Annotated in this window: 18 protein-coding genes and 2 other annotated features; of the genes, 6 read left to right on the forward strand and 12 right to left on the reverse strand. The window is 36.7% G+C overall.

Annotated features, from left to right (window positions below; genetic code table 11):
• Nucleotides 1–9 precede the first annotated feature (9 nt).
• Nucleotides 10–693, reverse strand: a complete 684-nt coding sequence (locus ACM6HU_RS25295) for a DUF2278 family protein (RefSeq protein ID WP_016113842.1) — start codon at nucleotides 691–693, stop codon at nucleotides 10–12.
• Between the two features lie 102 nt (nucleotides 694–795).
• On the reverse strand, nucleotides 796–2,292 hold the full coding sequence (locus tag ACM6HU_RS25300; protein WP_016113841.1) for an L-lactate permease: 1,497 nt from the start codon (nucleotides 2,290–2,292) through the stop codon (nucleotides 796–798).
• 240 nt (nucleotides 2,293–2,532) lie between these two features.
• Here ACM6HU_RS25300 and ACM6HU_RS25305 point away from each other — a divergent pair, with 240 nt between their 5' ends.
• The gene (locus ACM6HU_RS25305) at nucleotides 2,533–2,919 is read left to right on the forward strand and encodes a transposase (RefSeq protein WP_414848505.1); all 387 of its coding nucleotides are present in this window, start codon (nucleotides 2,533–2,535) and stop codon (nucleotides 2,917–2,919) included.
• Nucleotides 2,920–3,209: 290 nt separating this feature from the next.
• Here ACM6HU_RS25305 and scfB read toward each other — a convergent pair whose 3' ends face one another.
• From scfB to trpE, 9 genes are all read right to left on the reverse strand, one after another.
• Nucleotides 3,210–4,616 (reverse strand): thioether cross-link-forming SCIFF peptide maturase, encoded by a 1,407-nt coding sequence (gene scfB / locus ACM6HU_RS25310; RefSeq protein ID WP_016113839.1) that lies wholly within the window; start codon nucleotides 4,614–4,616, stop codon nucleotides 3,210–3,212.
• Nucleotides 4,617–4,743: 127 nt separating this feature from the next.
• A complete protein-coding gene (gene scfA, locus ACM6HU_RS25315; RefSeq protein ID WP_016113838.1) occupies nucleotides 4,744–4,893 on the reverse strand; it encodes a six-cysteine ranthipeptide SCIFF in 150 nt (49 codons plus the stop codon).
• A 310-nt stretch (nucleotides 4,894–5,203) separates the two neighbouring features.
• Nucleotides 5,204–5,965: a tryptophan synthase subunit alpha gene (trpA, locus tag ACM6HU_RS25320; RefSeq protein WP_016113837.1), complete on the reverse strand. Its 762-nt coding sequence runs from the start codon at nucleotides 5,963–5,965 to the stop codon at nucleotides 5,204–5,206.
• Nucleotides 5,966–5,968: 3 nt separating this feature from the next.
• Entirely contained in the window at nucleotides 5,969–7,162 is a 1,194-nt protein-coding gene (trpB, locus tag ACM6HU_RS25325; protein WP_016113836.1) for a tryptophan synthase subunit beta, read from the reverse strand.
• Between the two features lie 2 nt (nucleotides 7,163–7,164).
• A complete protein-coding gene (locus ACM6HU_RS25330) occupies nucleotides 7,165–7,773 on the reverse strand; it encodes a phosphoribosylanthranilate isomerase (protein ID WP_088093967.1) in 609 nt (202 codons plus the stop codon).
• Nucleotides 7,770–8,531: an indole-3-glycerol phosphate synthase TrpC gene (gene trpC, locus ACM6HU_RS25335; protein ID WP_088093966.1), complete on the reverse strand. Its 762-nt coding sequence runs from the start codon at nucleotides 8,529–8,531 to the stop codon at nucleotides 7,770–7,772. The genes ACM6HU_RS25330 and trpC overlap by 4 nt, the downstream gene beginning before the upstream one ends.
• Nucleotides 8,532–9,557, reverse strand: coding sequence for an anthranilate phosphoribosyltransferase (gene trpD, locus ACM6HU_RS25340; protein WP_088093965.1), 1,026 nt, complete (start codon nucleotides 9,555–9,557; stop codon nucleotides 8,532–8,534). It abuts the gene before it with no gap.
• Complete coding sequence (locus ACM6HU_RS25345) at nucleotides 9,554–10,141, reverse strand: aminodeoxychorismate/anthranilate synthase component II (protein WP_016113832.1); 588 nt, start codon at nucleotides 10,139–10,141, stop codon at nucleotides 9,554–9,556. The genes trpD and ACM6HU_RS25345 overlap by 4 nt, the downstream gene beginning before the upstream one ends.
• Nucleotides 10,138–11,556, reverse strand: a complete 1,419-nt coding sequence (gene trpE, locus ACM6HU_RS25350) for an anthranilate synthase component I (RefSeq protein ID WP_140386014.1) — start codon at nucleotides 11,554–11,556, stop codon at nucleotides 10,138–10,140. Before trpE ends, ACM6HU_RS25345 begins: the two co-directional genes overlap by 4 nt.
• A gap of 52 nt (nucleotides 11,557–11,608) precedes the next feature.
• Nucleotides 11,609–11,849, reverse strand: a binding site (T-box leader).
• A 49-nt stretch (nucleotides 11,850–11,898) separates the two neighbouring features.
• Nucleotides 11,899–12,137: a binding site (T-box leader), on the reverse strand.
• 305 nt (nucleotides 12,138–12,442) lie between these two features.
• On the opposite strand from trpE, the gene putP reads away from it, so the two are divergent.
• The 5 genes from putP (at nucleotide 12,443) to ACM6HU_RS25375 (ending at nucleotide 17,796) form a co-directional block, all read left to right on the forward strand.
• Nucleotides 12,443–13,909 carry a sodium/proline symporter PutP gene (putP, locus tag ACM6HU_RS25355; protein ID WP_016113830.1) on the forward strand — a complete coding sequence of 489 codons (1,467 nt, stop codon included), beginning with the start codon at nucleotides 12,443–12,445 and terminating at the stop codon, nucleotides 13,907–13,909.
• Nucleotides 13,910–14,090: 181 nt separating this feature from the next.
• Complete coding sequence (locus ACM6HU_RS25360) at nucleotides 14,091–14,480, forward strand: Ig-like domain-containing protein (protein ID WP_016113829.1); 390 nt, start codon at nucleotides 14,091–14,093, stop codon at nucleotides 14,478–14,480.
• Nucleotides 14,481–14,845: 365 nt separating this feature from the next.
• On the forward strand, nucleotides 14,846–15,694 hold the full coding sequence (locus tag ACM6HU_RS25365; protein WP_016113828.1) for a DUF2935 domain-containing protein: 849 nt from the start codon (nucleotides 14,846–14,848) through the stop codon (nucleotides 15,692–15,694).
• Nucleotides 15,695–17,209: 1,515 nt separating this feature from the next.
• Nucleotides 17,210–17,506: a DUF2089 family protein gene (locus ACM6HU_RS25370; protein ID WP_016113827.1), complete on the forward strand. Its 297-nt coding sequence runs from the start codon at nucleotides 17,210–17,212 to the stop codon at nucleotides 17,504–17,506.
• 2 nt (nucleotides 17,507–17,508) lie between these two features.
• A complete protein-coding gene (locus ACM6HU_RS25375; RefSeq protein ID WP_016113826.1) occupies nucleotides 17,509–17,796 on the forward strand; it encodes a hypothetical protein in 288 nt (95 codons plus the stop codon).
• A 239-nt stretch (nucleotides 17,797–18,035) separates the two neighbouring features.
• Here the strand turns inward: ACM6HU_RS25375 and ACM6HU_RS25380 are convergent, their stop codons facing one another.
• Entirely contained in the window at nucleotides 18,036–18,218 is a 183-nt protein-coding gene (locus ACM6HU_RS25380; RefSeq protein ID WP_016113825.1) for a hypothetical protein, read from the reverse strand.
• Nucleotides 18,219–18,426: the final 208 nt, after the last annotated feature.

The following is an 18,426-nucleotide window of genomic DNA, read 5'->3' on the forward strand; positions in this document are numbered from 1 at the left end:
CTGTTTTAATTAATTCTTCGTCTTATAATTGCAATGCTCCACAGGAACACGTGCATGTCCCTCTTCATCCGTACACCAAGACTGCGATTGAAACGCAAGAAAAATTCCTGCCCATTGCTGCTTTTTCTCAAAGTGGATTAATATCCCACCGTCTTGCCATGTACCATCATCATTCTTCCATTTCTCCACATTTCCTTGATTCATATGAATATCATGTATGCCGTTACCAGGTTTAAAATGAAAATATCGATCAGGCGCATTATCTTCCGGTCCCCATCGTTCTCCAAACGCATAAATAATTGCCTTTTCCTCTATTGCTCGTTTTATATAGTGTTCCATTTTTTCATTTAAATCATTATCCTGTCCTGACTTTTCAGGTGGCAGAGGGATCATCTCCTTCGAATCGAATAATTGTCCTCGCACATAATCTAACGCAATTCTCGGCTCATTATTTTTTATTTCCGTAAAACCAAATGGTAATGTCGGTAAAATTGTAATTGCTTCCGATCTAATATTTTCACTTGCAAAATATAAAACTTCTGATGGATAACTTTGTGATTTTACATTGATTGCGATCCGATACTCTACTTCAGCCTCCCCTTGCAAATGAACTTGATAATGAGGTGTCTTCCCTTTTCCAATCATAGATTGTAGTGCTGTACCTTTTAGGACTCCGTAGTTTTTTAAGGGCATGGGATCATCTCCTATTCATTGACTTAAAGCTCTTACTACTTTACAAATTACCCTAAAGCAAAAGAAAATCCTTCTAGAATAGAGGATTTTCTTTCAAACTTCTCATTGTAATACATACCACCCGGCAACCTCCACCACCACAATCAACACCGCTCCAAAAATCATAAGCGTTGTCTTCTTTAACAATTCATTCTCACGATACAGGATATTACATAAATAGGCCCCGAGTGTAATCCGTGATGGGCAAGCAATTGTCGCTACAGAAGAAGCTGTATTTTGAAGGGTTGTAACATATTGCCACGGAAGTCCTACATTCTGCGCTGTCTGCATTTGTAGTTTAATAAACATCGCATTTGATCCTGCGTTACTTCCCGTCAGAAAGCCACCAATTCCACCGATGAAAGGTGCTACAAAGACAAATAATGTTCCAAATGTTTGCCCTGCTGCGTCCGCTAATAATGTGTGCATACCCGCTGCACCCATTAATTCTGAAATCGCAATAAACATTGTCGTTGTAATTGCAAACGGTACCCATTGTTTGATCGTTTGAGATAAAGATTGTTTTATTATAGTAGATGGAATTCGAAAGAAAATGATGGCAAATAAACACGTAACACCAAGCCAAAAACCTGGTGAATACAATAGTTCTAGTTTGTAAGAATATGATGGTAAGTCGAGAACTGCATAAGATTGTAGCGTATGATGTAGAGACGGAATGAGACGAGATAGTAAGATACAAACCGTTAAAAATAAATAAGGACTTATAATTTTTAAAATAGAGGCTTCTCGTTCTACAGTTGCCGCATGTTCTGATAACATCTCCTTCCCTTGCCTCATTGTTATTTTAATGATAAGAAAGCCAAATGTAATTGTTACAATCGAACTTAAAATCCCAGCTAGTTCAACACTTACGTATGCATTAGAAAGATAGATTGATATAGAAAATAAGAGAAAAAAACCGAACCCTTCCTTCCATTTTCCCTTCACTGCTTGCCAGCCGCCAACTACATACAAAGAAAGTATGACAAAGTATGCGAATATCGGAATACTTAATAATGCTGTACGAGATCCTAAGTTTACTAATGGCATGTTGATAAGCTGTGATCCAATAATCGTTCCTGTTGCCATTGCTCCCCAGGAACTCGCCAATAAACCGATAAACGATAATAAAACTGCTTGAAATGGCTTATAACCTAGCGAGAGAAAAATAGGAGCCGCTACCATAAAACCAATTCCAAATCCGCTCACTGATTCGATAAGTGGACAAATCCCAAAACACATCAAGAGCATTTGTAATAATCGATCATGTGTAACTTGTTCCATAAATCGCGCGACTTGATTGATATACCCCATTTTGTTCATCAGGTGAAATAAAAAAATACCAAAAAACAAAACATAGCCTACAATAAAACAAATTAGTCCGCCCTTAAATGTCGCATGCATCACCTCACCTATTTGCAAGCGAAATATCGGTGTTAGTAAAACGATTCCACCGCATACAATATAGGAAATTAACGATGCTTTAAGTGATGTTTGCTTAAATACAAATAAACAAATAAAAATCATCATAATCGGAATAAGGGCTAACAATACAGCCATACCATCATCTCGTTTCTTATAAGATACAATTGTAACTATTATATAACAGTTGACGGAATATTCAATTCATTTTACAGCAGTTTTTTACTATTCTTTATCAAGTAAATGATCGAAAAAACGATACACTACAAGAAATACTATATTTCTCAAAAGGGGTTTTAGATATGAACAAAGAACAATTTTGGCAGCTGATTTCAGAAATGAATCAAAGAGAGGAAACGAGCGAATCGAATGAAGAGTATGTTTGCGTATGAGAAGATGACAAATGCAATTCTCAGTCGTGCAGATAAAATGGGCGTGGCTGTCTTTCAAGTGAATCCCGCCTACACTTCGATTGCAGGGAAAATGAAGTATATGCGGAAATTCGGTATCTCTATTCATCAATCCGCAGCTTTCACGATTGGACGCCGAGGGTTAGGATATAAAGAGAAAGTGCCCCAGGTGCTGCAGTCTTATATTCCAAAGAAAGAGGCGCACCACTGGAGCCATTGGCATCAATTAAACAATCGATTGGATATTCGTACGCCTCATTTCTATCAGTTATATGATGTGAATCAACCGAAAGAAGGGTTACAAATCGAGCGATTAGACTTATTTGAAAGTGAGAAGAAAAAACTAGCAAAATGATTTACATAAAGAAAAAAGAGCACCTTGTCACAGTCTCTTACGCTTATTACCAGAGCAGATAACAAGTCTAGGAACTGGATGCATGACAAGGTGTTCTACGCCTCGATATAAGAACAAAGTAGCTGTACCTATTTTGTTTTCCTAGGAAGACCGAATGGGTCGTCTCAGGGACACTACGGAACTTCTATATCGTTGTATCCTCTTTGTTGAACGAGGGGAACTGTTTTTGCTAGGGCCGAAACAGGAGAATCCCCCACCTCAAAGCTCGTGTAGAGGTAGGTGGAGGTAGTTCAATGTGCCACGGCTTGTTTGTTTTTTTTCATAGTTCTCATGGATTCTGCTACTTTAACCATCATGGAACATTCTACTCTCTTACGGAAGATGTCACAGCTAAAATCGTAGATTCCATTGATGGAGCCGGTTGCGTGCAATGCGTTGGCAGGGCAACCACCACTGCAGTAAAGTTTCGCCCAGCAGTCCTGACATTCTGGCTTCGAGTAGCAACTGCTCTCTTTAAATTGACATTGCATCTCTTGTTTTGTAATCCCATCCCAAATGTTTCCCATACTGTATTCGTTATCCCCGATGAACTGGTGGCAAGGGAAGAACTCGCCCCATGGTGTGACAGCGAAATATTCGGTTCCTGAGCCGCAGCCAGAAATTCTCTTTTGGATGCAAGGACCTTCTGAGAGGTCAAGCATGTAATGGTAGAAAGTGAATCCATTACCTTCTTCCTCACGCTTTAGCATTTCCTTGGCGAGAATTTCGTACTGGTTATAAATATCTGGAAGGTCCTTTTCGGTGAGTGCATATGGTTCCCGCGGATTACAAATGACCGGTTCCATCGAGAGCTTGTCAAAACCAAGATCTGCGATATGAAAAATGTCATTGGTGAAGTCAACGTTGTTATGAGTATAAGTTCCACGCACATAGTATTCTTTATCTCCACGCTTTTTGACGAATTCTTGGAACTTCGGAACGATATAATCATAGCTCCCCTTTCCAGTTACTGTTTTACGAAGGTGATCGTGGACTTCTTTTCTTCCATCAAGACTCAATACGACATTGTACATTTCTTTATTCAAAAAATCAGTGATTTCATCGTTTAGCAACATGCCATTTGTAGTAAAGGTAAAGCGAAACGTTTTTTTGTACTCTTTTTCTTTACTTCTTGCGTAAGCGACAATCCGTTTTACAACTTTCCAGGCCATGAGCGGCTCTCCCCCGAAGAAGTCGATGTCGAGATTTCGGTGATGACCGGAGTTTTCCAATAGGTAATCGATAGCTCTTTTGCCAACTTCATAACTCATAATCGCTCTGCTTCCATTGTATTTTCCTTGGCTGGCGAAGCAGTATTCGCATGATAAGTTACATGTATGTGCAACATTGAGGCAGAGGGCCTTTACATAAGTTTGGCGATTTCTTAAATCAATTGAGAGACTCTTATATTCATCCTCAGCAAAGAGTTTCCCATCATTTTTTAGCTCTTCGATATCTGCAATGGTTTCTCGAATGTCCTTCTCAGAGATATCGGAATCATGTACGTATTTTTCTAGCATCATTGTTATGATTTCTTCTGCAACAGTAGTCTCATAAAGCGTGATGATTTCATAAGCGAGGTCGTCAACAACATGTACTGATCCACTGTAGGTATCGAGTACGATGTTGTATCCGTTTAATTTATATTGATGAATCATATTTAATAATCAAACTCCTTTTATCTATAAAGTAAAGCTTCCGTTAATGGGGCTTTTACTTCTTGTTCATGCGGGATAAAAATGGCCGCCCATCTGGGAAGCAGTTGGGCGGTACGTTTCTCATTTTCTATCTGTTCATTATGTTTTCACATTTTTGATTTGCAACTCCGCAAGACGTCTTGCAAGCTGATTGGCAAGATGTTTGACATGCACCACAACCACCATGTTTTACTGTATCTGTCAGTTTACGAGTACTTAGTGTTACGATTCTTTTCATGACGTATAACTCCTTTTAAAAATATTTTTAAGAAACAACCTCAACATTTGTGAATGTTTTCACATTTAAAACTACAATTTGTGAAATATTTCACATTAATTCCAGTAACAATTTTAACAACACCTTTGGTTTACGTCAATCATTCTTGATGTTTTCATATTAGTTTGGGAATCAACTGTCCGTAAAAGCCAATTCGCTCAACTAATAATTAGTGGGAGATGAAGAACCCCCCCACTGATGTGAAAGGCCTTAATGGTTTGAAACTTGCTCATATAATATAGAGGCCCCCTTAACAGGCAGCCTCTTCTTCTTATTTCACTGCAGCAATCAGTTCACAAATTTCCTCTTCTTTTTCTTTTTCTAACAACTCAATTACCTTACTTCCCACAACCACTCCATCACATACAGTAATCATCTCTTCTATTTGATTAGTTGTTGATATTCCAAATCCAGCAACTACTGGAAGATGTACATGTGCTTTTACTTTTTCTAAGTAACTATGAATTTCTTGCTTAAAGTCACGTCTAACCCCAGTGACCCCCGCTACCGTTACCGCATAGACAAACCCTTGCGATTCACTCGTAATTTTTTCAATCCGTTCAACCGGACTCGTTACGGTAACAAGTGGAATAAGAGCAATATTTGCATCCCGAAGGAGGGGTGCAATAATATTCTGTTCTTCATACGGCAAGTCCGGAACGATAATGCCATCAACACCAGCTTCCAGACAACTTTGAGTAAACCGTTCTTTGCCAAATGCTAAAATTGGATTTAAGTAGGTCATAAGTACAAATGGAATGGTTACTTCTTGTCTTACTTCCGCTAATGCTTGAAAGATTCCTCCGAGCGTTGTTCCACTATCTAATGCTCGTTTTCCTGCCCTTTGAATTGTTGGTCCATCTGCAACTGGATCAGAAAAAGGGATACCAATTTCAACAATACTCGCTCCTGCTTCATCTAGAAAACGAATTTGCTCTTTTAACTTTTGTAAGCCGCCATCTCCCGCCATTATATAAGGGATAAATGCTTTTTTTCCATTTTGAAATGCCACTGTAATTCTTTCTACTCCCATCGTTTACACCTCTTCCATATAACGTTTTATACTTTCCACATCTTTATCACCACGACCTGATAAACAAATAACAAGCCCTTCATCTTGCTTCATTGTAGGTGCGAGTTTTAATGCATACGCCACTGCATGGGAACTTTCTAATGCTGGAATAATTCCTTCTTTTTTCGTTAGTAACTGAAATGCAGCCAGCGCTTCGTCATCTGTAATTGAGTGGTAGGAAACACGGCCAATATCTTTTAGCAAGCTATGTTCTGGTCCAACTCCAGGATAATCGAGCCCTGCTGAAATGGAGTGTGCCTCTTGAATTTGCCCTTCTTCATTTTGGAGGAGATACATCATAGAACCATGTAAGACGCCAACGCTTCCTTTCGTTAATGTTGCTGCGTGCTTCTCTGTATGAACCCCTTTACCTGCTGCTTCTACGCCGTAAAGAGAAACTTCTTCATCGTGTACAAACGGATAAAACATGCCCATCGCATTGCTACCACCGCCGATGCAAGCAACAACCGCTTCTGGTAATTTCCCTTCTAACGCTTCATATTGCTTCTTCGTTTCTTTCCCGATTACACTTTGGAAATCACGTACAATTTGCGGGAATGGATGCGGTCCAAGGACAGATCCCATCACATAGTGCGTATCGTGCACATGTGCAACCCAGTAGCGAAGCGCTTCGTTTACTGCATCTTTTAACGTTCCACTACCTGCTGCAACGCTTTCCACTTTCGCTCCTAATAGTTCCATTCTGAAGACGTTTAACTTTTGACGTTTTACATCTTCTTCTCCCATAAAAATGACGCACTCTAAACCGAGTAAGGCACATACCGTCGCCGTTGCAACCCCGTGCTGTCCAGCTCCTGTTTCAGCTACAACCTTTTTCTTTCCCATTCGTACTGCAAGAAGCGCTTGCCCAATTGTATTATTAATTTTATGGGCTCCTGTATGGTTTAAATCTTCACGCTTTAAATAAATTTTTGCTCCTTTGCAATACTTTGTGAGATTTCCAGCAAAATAAAGCGGTGTCTCCCTTCCAACATACGTTTGTAAATAATGCTCTAATTCTTGTTGAAATGCTTCATCTTGCATCGCTTCTTTATATGCTTCCTCTAATTCTAAAACGGACTGCATAAGTGTTTCTGGAACGTAACGTCCTCCGTATATACCGTAGTGACCTTTTTCATCTGGATATGCATATTGCATATTTAACACTCCTTCGCTTTTATAATAAATTGTTTTATTTTTTCGCTATCTTTCTTTCCATCCGTTTCCACTCCACTGCTGACATCCACCATATATGGCTTAACAGTTTCAATTGCTTCTGTAATATTTCCAAGATGTAATCCACCAGCTAATATGCACTTTTTACGAACTGTATTTGGCATACGCTCTAGTAACTGCCATGAAAATGTTTTTCCGTTTCCACCATGAAATTTGTCTTTCGGACTATCAAATAAGATAAAATCAGCTTCATAATTTGTTGCTTGTTTTATATCTTCGCTCGAATGTACACCAATCGCTTTTATAGACGGAATATTCAATCTTCTAATGTGATGATTTCCTTCATCCCCATGCAGTTGTACATGTGTTAAACCACAATCATTTACGATTTTCTGAATGACCTCTACCGATTCATTTACAAAAACACCAACTTTCATTACATCAGCTGGAAGCTCACCAATAATCTGTCTTGCCTTTTCAGGCGCAATTTCCCTTTTGCTTTTCGTAAACACAAATCCAATCGCATCTGCGCCATATTCACACGCTTTCTTTGCTGTTTCTACATCGGTAATGCCGCAAATCTTCACTTTCATGTTATCACCTTCAGCGATTGGAAGAAGTCTCTAACAGAAGGTGCAGTCATCAGCGCTTCCCCAACAAGAATTCCTTTTGCACCAGCCTGCTTCACACGTACGATATCTTCTTCCGTATGAATACCACTCTCACTAATCCAAAGCATATTTTCTTCATTCAATCGTTTCCCTAGATTTTCTGTCGTACTCAAATCCACTTCAAAAGTTTTCAAATTGCGATTGTTTATTCCTATCACATGAGGGTTTAGTGCTAACGCTACCTCTAATTCTGCCTCATTGTGGACTTCTACAATTGCCTCTAATCCTACTTTTTGCACGTATGCATATAACTCTTGTAACTTTTGCTCTGGTAGTGCAGCAACGATAAGTAAAATGAGATCCGCTCCCGCTTCGTACGCCCGGTCAATTTGAATCGTATCGATAATAAAATCTTTACATAGAAGTGGAATATTACTATTTGCTCGTGCTGTTTCTAAATCTTGAAAAGATCCTTTAAAAAACTGTTCATCCGTTAAAACAGAAACTGCTCCGGCACCACACTCTTCATACATTTTTACTTGCTTTGGTACGTCTACATGTAAATGAATATCTCCTTTAGATGGTGAAGCTCGCTTCACTTCAGCAATGACAGTGAAGTTTTGCAGTGCCTCTACAAGAGAGTGTGACTTCCGTTGTTTCTTCACCGGCGTATATGTTTCGTGCAGCGCTTCTACCTCTTTTTTCTTCTGCTCAACAATCTTGTCTAAAATGGTTTCCACTTAGTTCACCTTCTCCAATCTTTTATTACTTGCACTAATTAATAGATTCAATTTCGATAACGCTTTTCCAGAATCTATGCTTTGAGCCGCAATATGAATTCCTTCTTGCATTGTCCCTGCTTTTCCACTTGCAAAAAGTGCAAGACCTGCATTGAGTAGAACCGTATCACGGTATACACTCTTTTTCCCCTCTAGTACTTGCAGTGTAATATTCGCATTTTCTTTTGCATTCCCGCCTCGTATTTCTTCATTGCTCACACGAGAAAATCCATATTCTTCGGGAATAATACTCTCTTCTATAATTTTGTTATCTTTTAAAATCACTACATGATTTTCCCCTTGCAGAGATGCTTCATCTAAAAATCCACTTCCATTTACAACGAGCGCTTGTTTTCTACCAAGCTTTCGCAATACCTCTGCTACTGGCAACAACATATCTCGTTTGTATATACCAACAAACTGCGTTTCTAAATCAATCGGATTTGTAAGAGGGCCAATTAGATTAAAAATGGTCGGTACATTTAGCTCTTTTCTTATTTTCATAATGCGTTTAAGTGCTGGATGCATAGCTGGTGCAAATAGAAAAGCAATGCCGACTTTTTCTAATAAATAATCAATTTCTTTTGGTGTACATGCAATATTGACACCAAGTTCTTCTAATAAATCCGCACTCCCTGTTTTACTAGAAACCGCGCGATTCCCATGTTTCGCCACCTTTACGCCAGCCCCGGCAAGTACGAAAGCAGATGTTGTACTAATGTTGAATGTTTGTGCACCGTCTCCGCCGGTTCCACAATTGTCCATTGCTCCTTTTATATGACTTGCAAATGGTAATGCCTTTTCCCGAAGAGCACGAACGAGACCATATATTTCATTCGAAGTTTCGCCCTTTGCCTTTAACAATGCTAAAAAAGCTGCAATTTCACTTTCTAATATATCTTCACTTAAGAGTGCAAGGCCTGCTTCATACATTTCCTGTTCCGTTAAATCTTGTCCTTCAACTAATTTCCGAAGATAACTATTCATACTCGCTCCTCCTCTTTCACACTGGATAAAAATGCACGGATTAATTTCCCGCCCTCTTCCGTCGCAATTGACTCTGGATGAAACTGCAATCCGAAGAGTGGATAATAGTTATGGCGAACCGCCATGATTTCCCCATCATCCATCGCTGTTGCTAATACATCAAAACATTTTGGAATCGTATGCTTCGCCGCTACGAGTGAATGATAGCGCATCGCAGTGAACGGCTGTGTGACATATGAAAATATTGACGTACCATTATGTTTTACACGTGATGTTTTTCCGTGTTTAATGTGCTTCGCCCCCACAATTTCCCCGCCAAATGCTGAAACAATCGCTTGGTGTCCGAGGCAAATGCCAAGAATCGGAATTTGTTTATAAAAATGTTGAATTACCTGGATGCAAATCCCTGCATCCTCTGGTTTTCCAGGTCCTGGCGAAAGAATAATTGCTTTTGGTTTCATTTCTTCGAGTTCTTGAATCGTCACTTTATCATTTCGCAGGACAACAATCTCTTCCTCATATGCCCCTAACAATTGATACAAGTTATAAGTGAATGAGTCATAGTTATCGATGAGTACAATCATTTCATTACCTCCAAAAGCGCCTTCGCTTTATTTAACGTCTCCTCATATTCAGCAATTGGATCTGAATCATAGACAATGCCAGCTCCCGCCTGCACATATGCTTTCTGGTCTTTGACAACCATTGTGCGAATCGCAAGCGCCATATCAAGGTTTCCAGAAAAAGCTATATATCCTACCGCACCGGCGTACACATTTCTTTTTTCAGTTTCTAATCCATTTATAATTTCCATCGCCCTAATTTTCGGTGCTCCAGATACAGTACCAGCCGGCAAACAATACGCTAATGCGTCAAAACAATCCATTCGTTTTCGCAATGTTCCGTAAACTTCAGATACAATATGCATCACATGTGAGTACTTCTCTACTTGCATATACTTATCTAGCCCCACGGAGCCGACTTCGCTCACCCACCCGATATCATTTCGCCCTAAATCTACAAGCATCATATGTTCTGCACGCTCTTTTTCATTTGCTAAGAGTTCTTTCGCTATCTCTTCATCCTCTCCTTTTGTTTTTCCACGTGGTCTTGTTCCTGCGATTGGATTTGTCATCACTTTTTCATCTCGTACAGAAAGTAAACTTTCCGGTGAGGAACCAAGTACAACATAATCTTGGAAATCAATATAAAACATATACGGTGATGGATTTGCAATCCGAAGTTTGCGATATAGTTCAAATGAATCGCCTATAAATTCACTTTGCAGACGCTGAGATAACACAACTTGAAAAATATCACCAGCTCGAATGTATTCTTTTGCCTTCTCCACCATGTTGCAAAACTTTTCTTCTGTTATAGAAGAAGTAAAGGATAAGGAAGGCTGCATTTCTGTCACTTGTTCTTCTTTTCCATGTAAGACGTCTTGTTTATATGCCTGTAATCTCTCATACACTTCTTCAAAAGAGTCTGTATCATCTTCTCTGTATACATATACAAACGATAATTTTTGACGTAAATGATCGTATACAATAAACGCGCGGTACAGTAATACATGAACTTCTGGAATATTTATCGGGTCGAACAGTTCTCCTCCAATATCTTCATATTGCCGAATCACATCATAACCAATATATCCAACTGCTCCTCCGCAAAATGGAAATGGACTTTCCACCCCCGATGGCGCAAGGGTCTTTTTCAATACTTGTAATACATTTTCTTCTATCTTTTCAGTCCTACCATTTATCGTAATCTCTACCGCCGCGCCTACACTTTTGATTTCTCCGTATGGATCACATCCTAAATAAGAATAACGTCCCTTATCTTGATGAAGCTGCGAGCTTTCGAGTAAAAATTTTTTCTCACCTTTCATCTGGCGATATAAAGCAATTGGCGTTACACTATCTCCTTCTTCTTCATCAATTACCAAAAAGGATTTTCCTTGTCTCTTTTGCATATTAAATTGTTCTTTCGTTATCATGTCTGTCACCTCACTATTGGAAATAAAAAAAGTCCTCTACATATCGAAATATGTAGAGGACGATAAATTCACCGTGGTACCACCTCTTATTGGATGCAGAAGCATCCCGCTTTATTCAGGTACAAATATATACCTTATCCTTGTAACGGCGGAACCCGGGTTGCCTACTTCTTTCGGTTCAGCATACCTCTCGTAAGCCCATTCCGCATATGGTACCGCACCGGGCTCCCACCTATCCCCGGCTCTCTGGAACGTCTCCAATATACGTACTCTTCTTACTTAAACGATTTAGTTTATTCAGCTCATTTATTTTTATACACAAAAAGGGAGTACTCATCCTATAGAAAGGACGGGTACTCCCGTGGTGCCACCTTAATTCGTTACAAATGTAACGCACTTTAACGTATCAAAATATAATACGTGTCTCTTGTATCGATGAGATCATGTCGCCAAAGCCTACTTCTTTCGGTTCGGTTTGGAAGCTCCGAAGGCCATTCCATATTAATTCCATACTGATTCGCACCAACCATCAGCTCTCTGACATGTTCATAATACGTACTCTTCTTCATCAACGCTTGCATTTTTTAAGTTGAAATCATTATATTCCTTTCCTTTTTCATAAGTCAATACTTTTTTAAAATTTTTATTTATCTCTCCATTCAATATTATATTGACAAAACAACCTGTTTCTATGTAAATATAATAAATACTCTATTAAAATTAAGGTTTTTTGTCAGAAAATTATATATTCTAAAAATAAAACATTGTCAAAAAACGCTTACATTTCAGAAAATTCGTATTTGTATATGGATTTTCTGAAATAATCATGATAGATTATAATTATGCAAAGTTCATCAAAAGACATTACAAAAGGAAGGGGAACTACATGAATTCGCAGATATTAGTTTTAATTTCTATCTCTATTTACATGCTCGGGATGTTAGTCATCGGCTATTTTGCTTATAAACGAACATCCAACTTAACAGATTATATGCTTGGCGGGCGTACACTAGGCCCCGCAGTAACAGCATTAAGTGCTGGAGCATCTGATATGAGCGGTTGGCTCTTAATGGGCTTACCAGGTGCGATGTTTAGCGTTGGATTAAGTAGTAGCTGGATTGCGATTGGCCTAACACTCGGCGCCTACGCAAACTGGGTCTATGTCGCACCTCGCTTACGTACCTACTCTGAGATTGCAAACAACTCTATTACGATTCCAGAATTTTTAGAGCATCGTTTCCATGATGCATCTCATATGCTACGTCTTGTTTCTGGACTTGTTATTATGATCTTTTTCACATTTTATGTAGCTTCAGGATTAGTTTCAGGCGCTGTATTATTCCAAAATTCATTTGGCATGAATTATCATGTTGGATTATTCATTGTCGCAGCAGTTGTTGTAGCCTATACATTATTTGGTGGCTTCTTAGCTGTGAGCTGGACAGACTTCGTTCAAGGAATCATTATGGTAGTTGCTCTTATTCTTGTTCCAGTCGTAACAATTATGAATGTAAATGGTCTTGGACCAGCATTTGATACGATCAAATCAATTGATCCAACATTTTTAAATATTTTTAAGGGGACCTCTGTATTAGGTATTATCTCATTATTCGCTTGGGGCCTTGGTTATGTTGGACAACCTCATATTATCGTTCGCTTTATGGCCATCTCTTCTGTCAAAGAAATCAAAAGCGCACGCCGAATTGGTATGAGCTGGATGATTTTCTCTGTGGTAGGAGCTATGTTTACTGGTCTTATCGGTATTGCTTACTATTCAAAAGAAGGATTAAAGCTATCGAATCCAGAAACAATCTTCCTAGAACTAGGGAAAATTTTATTCCACCCACTCATTACTGGATTTTTATTAGCAGCTATTTTAGCAGCGATTATGAGTACAATTTCATCTCAGCTTCTTGTTACATCAAGTGCGGTAACAGAAGACTTATATCGAACATTCTTTAAACGTTCTGCATCTGATCGCGAGCTTGTATTTGTCGGTCGTATGGCTGTTCTTGGCATTGCACTTATTGGATGTGCATTAGCATTTAAACAAAACGACACAATCCTAGCGCTTGTTGGCTATGCTTGGGCTGGATTTGGTTCTTCATTTGGTCCTGTCGTTTTACTAAGCTTATACTGGAAACGTATGACAAAATGGGGCGCGCTAGCTGGTATGCTTGCTGGTGCTGCAACTGTTATCACGTGGACACAATTTAAGTTTTTAAAAGATTTCCTATATGAAATGATTCCAGGTTTCACAGCAAGTTTACTAGCAATTGTTATTGTTAGTTTACTAACAAAACCTTCAAAAGAAGTTGAAAAGCAGTTCGAGGAATTTGAGAAAATTGCATAATATTTTTAGACTAGGGAACCTCCGCTTTCATCATAACAGCGGAGGTTCCTTTCTTTTACTCACCTTTCGACAATTTCCTCTTTGAATTTAACAATTTCTTTATATTTCGTTAAATTTATCATAACACTACTTCGTTATAGTATGAGTATCGACACTCATACAGAAAGGGGAATAACGATTGATGGCATCACTAAGACACCAAAATACAAAAAACTTTTCACCTATCACAAATACTTCTTGTCCAAACATACAATCAAATTCACCTCAAATCTCACTTGCTCCTTCTGTTGTATCTGTAATTGGTGTGCATATACAAAAAAACAAACTAAAAATAAAAGTAGGACAAAACGCTGAATTATCTGTCTTTGTACTCCCAATTCAAGCAACAAACCAAGAGCTTATATGGAAAAATATGAATCATGACGTCATAGCAGTTTATGCAGATGATAACAAAGCAATCATAACTGGAATGAATCCTGGGCGAGCTGTCGTAATCGTAACAACTGCCGAAGGAAAATTTCGTGATTTATGTATCGTTCATGTTTATCCTTTTATAACAAATCCAAAATAAAATCCCTTGCTAACACGTTTATCAAGACCTAATTTTATAAAATGTTTTAATATAAATCTCTTCAACATATTATATATGTCTAATATGTTGGGGGATTTTATTATTTACATTCGTTCTTCGTTATATGGGGTCCCACCACATTGCTATCAAGCTAAGGTTGCGCCAGGGAAACTTCAGAAGAAAAGCTCACTCCTTATATAAAAATAGATAAGGAGTGAGCTTTTTTTGGCTATCGATAATGATAGGTTAATTTTACATGTATACGAGATTTATCATTATTCATCATGAATTTTTATTGATGGTATTTTTATATATATTTACTCATAAGAATGGAACTAGCTTAGTATTTACTGGGGGGATTAAGAATGAATAGGGATGAAACCTCATTACATCCTGATACGGGTGTTACGTCTGTAATGTTTGTTGAACGATCATTAAATGAAATTCGTTTTTGGTCTAGAATTATGAAGGAGCATTCTTTTTTTCTCCGATTGGGGTTTAGATGTGAGGATACTCAATTAATCCAAGAGGCTAATCAATTTTATCGATTGTTTGAACATATCGAACAAATAGCGTATTCCTATACAAATCAAACAGATCCTGAGCAAATAAAAAGATTTAATTCAGAAGTACAACAAGCTGCAACTAATATTTTTGGATTTAAACGAAAAATTCTAGGATTAATTCTCACATGTAAATTGCCAGGACAAAATAATTTCCCACTGTTAGTTGACCATACAAGTAGGGAAGCTAATTATTTTAGAAAACGTTTAATTGAATTAAATGAAGGTAAATTAGATGCCCTTCCTGATGCTATTATTAAAGAAAATGTGTTCTTTTTAAGGATTATGGCAGACCATGCTAAATTTATTGGTCATCTTCTTGATCCATCGGAAAGAAAGCTTGTAGATACAGCCCGGAATTTTAGCAATGATTTTGATGAATTGATGTATCAAGCAATTGACTTAGAATCTATGAAACCACAATCCCAAACAGTTCCTCTTTTAGATCAATTTTTAGATCAAAATCGTGTGTCAGTTACATCTCTTCGGGATTTTAAGAAAACGGCACGTGATTTAATTGAGCAATGTAAAATAAAGAGTATCATTCATCCATTATTAGCAGATCATGTTTTCCGTGAAGCTGATAGATTTCTTGAAATAATTGATATGTTTGATGCTCATCTTACAAATATTAAATCACAATCTAGATAGTAGAAGATAAGGAAAGATACTATTTTTCCTTAAGCTGAGAAGTTAACAATTTATTGTTAGCTTCTTTTCCTTGTGATAGATTCATACATTATTTTATTAAATATTCCCAAAGGGATTTTTAACCCCTTTGTTTATAGTCTTTTGAATGTATAATTTCTTTTTATAAATTGAGGATATTAGGAGAATTGACGGGAAGGCAATGGTTTCGGGAATTTGAAAGTAAACTAATATTCAAAAGTTTACATTCGTATTTATAATAAATAAAAAGCACTTTTTAATGTTTTAAAAGTGCTTTTAACTTGATGTTGATGTGAGGAAACTTCAAGTTAAAAGCACTTTTTAATGTTTTAAAAGTGCTTTTAACTTGATGTTGATGTGAGGAAACTTCAAGTATGTAGAAATTAAAAAAAGTCCCTTCATAATGCTAAAGGGACTTTGCTCACACAAATGATCTGCAAATCAATTCATCTTTGATATACAGATCATTTGTATGATAATTTTTATAAATAATTGCGGGATAATGAACTTACATTACTGCTTTTAAAAGCTCTCCTACTAATGGGATGATTCCACCTAAGAATGATAAAACTGCCATTGCGATTGCCATATTATTTCCTCCTCTTATTTCGTATTAAGATATGATAATTTTTATAAATAATTGCTAAATAATGTACTTACATAAATGCTTTTAAAAGTTCTTGAACGAATGGAAGTGCTCCACCTACAAATTTTAAAACTGTCATTGCAATTGTCATATTATTTCCTCCTCTGTTGTTGATGCTAAGATGTGATTTATCTTTATGCTTTTATTATAGTAAGCGCTTACATTTATATCAATATATTTTTATATGTAATATTGCATATGAGGGTAAGGTCACGAAATATCATATTTTCGCATTAGGAGTAGGACACACATTTTAACGTTTTTATACGCTAAGGGATTCTCAAAACTCCATAACACGAGTTGAATTGAGAATTTGATTTAAAGATGAGTTTTGAGACACTATTTAAGCTCTTTTCAGCACCTTTTACATTGAAGTGCATTTGTCTCAAATACCTACTGGTGATATCGCTTAGAGTAGTAAAATCAACGTTTTCTCATGTCGAATTTTGCTTAGCGTATATTTTCGTTAAAATGTTGGCGGTACGCCATTAAGACATGTATTGGAAATTAATTGTTTCCTTGGGTCCTACCACATCGCTATCAAGCTAAAGTTTTGAAGTATCCCCAAAACGAAAATTTTGTGGCTTTTATAACAAAAAAATTTATTTATATCGTTTTTGGGAAGGTTATTCTGATTAGGTTGGTGGGCATAGGGTACTATTCCTAAAAGACTGCAAAACTTGATAATCTGTTTGCATAAAAGCTCCTTTTTTTATGAAATATACAATATACCATCAATCTGTGATTTTAAAAACACAAATAAATTTAAAATATTTTTTATTTTATTTAATTATATATTGAATAATTTTTAGGTTGAGTTTAATATTGTTAAAGCAAGGGGGTGTTTTTTTATGGAAAGAGAAGAAATCCCTTCATGGGTTCTCTCGTTAGATAAAGAGTCTTTAGAATTTATTAGAAAGTTTATATTGAATTCTGGCTCTTTAAAAAATATGTCTAACTTGTATGATGTTTCTTATCCAACAGTACGTGCCAAATTAGATAGGTTAATCAAAAAGATTGAAGTACATAGTAAAGAAGATGATGTAGAGTTTGTAAATATGATTAAGGGATTTGTTATTGATGAACGAATTAGTCTAGACATCGCTAAAATCATCATAGAAAAATATAAAAAAGAAAGGGATGTTTAATTATGAGTCCTGTAGTTGGAATACTAGTTATTATTGTTATTATAGTTACTCAAATCTTTTTATCATCTCGAAAAAACCCTTATTTAGGTGGAATTCTTCCTGTAGCATACATAGGTTTTATTAGCTTCTTTTTTAATAAACTACTAATAGCTAAAGGTGATTATTTTTCTACATGGATAATGATAATAGCTGGTTTATGCGGATTTTTAAGTATATGGGCTTCAGGAAGAAAACGTTTTAAAAAAAAGAGACAAAAAGAATTAGATCTAATTGAGTTACAGAATCTCTAATTTTAAGAGATCTTTTTGTTAAGGTCTCTTTTTCGTTTTATAAAGCAACATGAGATATTATCACATTATCAGAAAACCTAATGTAAATTAGTATCCATACAACAAAAAAAACGCCATCCTTTCTGTATATTTCTACAAAAAGAATAGCGTTTTTGAGGTCAAATTAATATGAATTTATATTGGTTTAATAATATTTTTTAAATAAATCTTCTTGTAAAGTTTAATTTTTGAGAAAGGCATTATAATTTATAAGGGTTATTTTTTGTTAAACTTTCCAATTCATTTTTGAGGGAAAGCTTAAGACTTTTCTTTTTCTTTTCAATGGATGTAATCTTATGAAAAGTCAAGAAAGATAACATAGAGAATAACTTATAATATATTTCTGTAGATCCGTTCTTATTATTTGAAATAATTTGCTCCATAGTATAGAATCTCCTTTTTTAATACAGTCCTGTTTCTAATTTCAATACTTGGTTATTATTTTACCGATTTTATTTGAAAGCTTCTACATTACTAATTATTAATTCTTGATAATTTGCACTCTAATTCTATATTTACCTTTGACAGTACAATTTTTTTCGTTTGGGGGATACTTCAAAATGTTAAGTTGATGGGCATGGGGCGGGCCCC

It is taken from the genome of Bacillus sp. IT-79MI2 (assembly GCF_949768135.1).
Taxonomy (GTDB): Bacteria; Bacillota; Bacilli; order Bacillales; family Bacillaceae_G; genus Bacillus_A; species Bacillus_A pseudomycoides.